The organism is Variovorax sp. 01T439_2 (assembly GCF_056398445.1).
The window spans coordinates 1-1,014 of record NZ_JBFTPJ010001360.1 but is presented as its reverse complement, the minus strand read 5'-3'; the positions used below and the strand labels follow the sequence as shown (position 1 = coordinate 1,014).

Below are 1,014 nucleotides of genomic sequence, written 5' to 3'. Positions count from 1 at the left end.
GTTCACCACCTGCGCCTGCACCGACACGTCGAGCGCGGACACCGGCTCGTCGCAGACGATCAGCTTGGGGTTGAGCGCCAGCGCGCGCGCAATGCCCAGCCGCTGCCGCTGGCCGCCCGAGAACTCGTGCGGAAACTTCTTCGCCGCCTCGGGCCTGAGGCCCACGCGCGAGAACAGCCACTGCACGCGTTCGCGCCGCTCGGCCGCCGTGCCCGTGCCGAAGCTGCTGAAGTTGCGCATCGGCTCGGCCACGATGTCGCCGGCCGTGAGGCGCGGGTTGAGCGAGGCGTACGGGTCCTGGAAGATGATCTGCAGCTGGCGCCGGCGCAGCCGCATCTCGCTGGCGGAGAGCGTCAGCAATTCCTCGCCTTCGAGCTCCACAGAGCCCGAGGTCGGCTCCACCAGCCGCATCACCGACTTGGYGGTGGTCGTTTTGCCGCAGCCCGATTCGCCGACCAGCGACAGCGTTTCGCCGCGCGCCACCGAGAACGAGACGCCGTCGACTGCCTGGATCGCGGGCCTGGCCGGCCGCAGCCAGCGCTTGGGCGAGAGGTAGTGCTTGCGCAGGTTGCGCACCTGGAGCAGCGGGGCTGCGGTTGTCGTGGTCATGCGCTCACCTCGGCGGCATCGGCCCATTGTTCCTCGACGGCGAAGCAGGCCACCACGTGGTCGCCGCCCTGCAGTGTGAGCTGCGGCGTCTCCGCGCGGCAGCGCTCGCGCGCATGGCTGCAGCGCGCCGCAAAGGCGCAGCCGCGGCCCAGCTCGTGCGCGGCCGGCACCAGCCCCGGGATCTCGGCCAGCCGCGTGCTCGCGGTGTTCATCGCGGGCATCGAAGCCATCAGCGCGCGCGTGTAGGGGTGCAGCGGCCGGTCGAACAGGTCGACCACGTCGGCCTCTTCGACCTTCTTGCCGGCATACATCACGACCACGCGGTCGCAGCTCTCGGCCACCACGCCGAGGTCGTGCGTGATCATCACCACGCCCATGCCCAGTTCCTTCTGCAGCCGCTTGATG

At 70.4% G+C, this 1,014-nt stretch carries 2 protein-coding genes; both read right to left on the bottom strand.

The window, feature by feature from the left end; genetic code table 11:
• Positions 1 to 609: ATP-binding cassette domain-containing protein (locus tag AC1DOC_RS34965; RefSeq protein ID WP_478131753.1), on the bottom strand; the 609-nt coding region annotated here is incomplete at its 3' end.
• Positions 606 to 1,014, bottom strand: a 409-nt coding sequence (locus AC1DOC_RS34960) for an oligopeptide/dipeptide ABC transporter ATP-binding protein (protein WP_478131752.1), incomplete at its 5' end; no start/stop codon positions are given. The genes AC1DOC_RS34960 and AC1DOC_RS34965, both read right to left, overlap by 4 nt.